Here is a 232-nt window from a genome sequence, read left to right on the forward strand (position 1 = left end):
GGCCTGTCGGCGGCCACCGTCGTCCAGTTCGGCCTGCGCAACGGCGCGGCGAAGCCCGAGCAGTATTTCGCGACGCATGAGCAGATCGAGGCGTACAACAAGCAGGCGCAGCGGCCGGGCAACGTGAACCTCGTGCTGAAGGGCGAGCCGCAGGCCGTGATGGTCGACGTGGGCATGTGGCGCACGCTGCTCAACAAGCTGTTTGTCGCGCGCGACGTGTCGACGTCGGCGT

At 67.7% G+C, this 232-nt stretch carries 1 protein-coding gene; it reads left to right on the forward strand.

Annotated elements, in window-relative coordinates; genetic code table 11:
* Nucleotides 1-232, forward strand: a 232-nt coding sequence (locus SB772_RS45965; protein WP_410839268.1) for a hypothetical protein, incomplete at both ends; no start/stop codon positions are given.

Source organism: Paraburkholderia sp. SIMBA_030 (genome assembly GCF_046535245.1).
Taxonomy (GTDB): Bacteria; Pseudomonadota; Gammaproteobacteria; order Burkholderiales; family Burkholderiaceae; genus Paraburkholderia.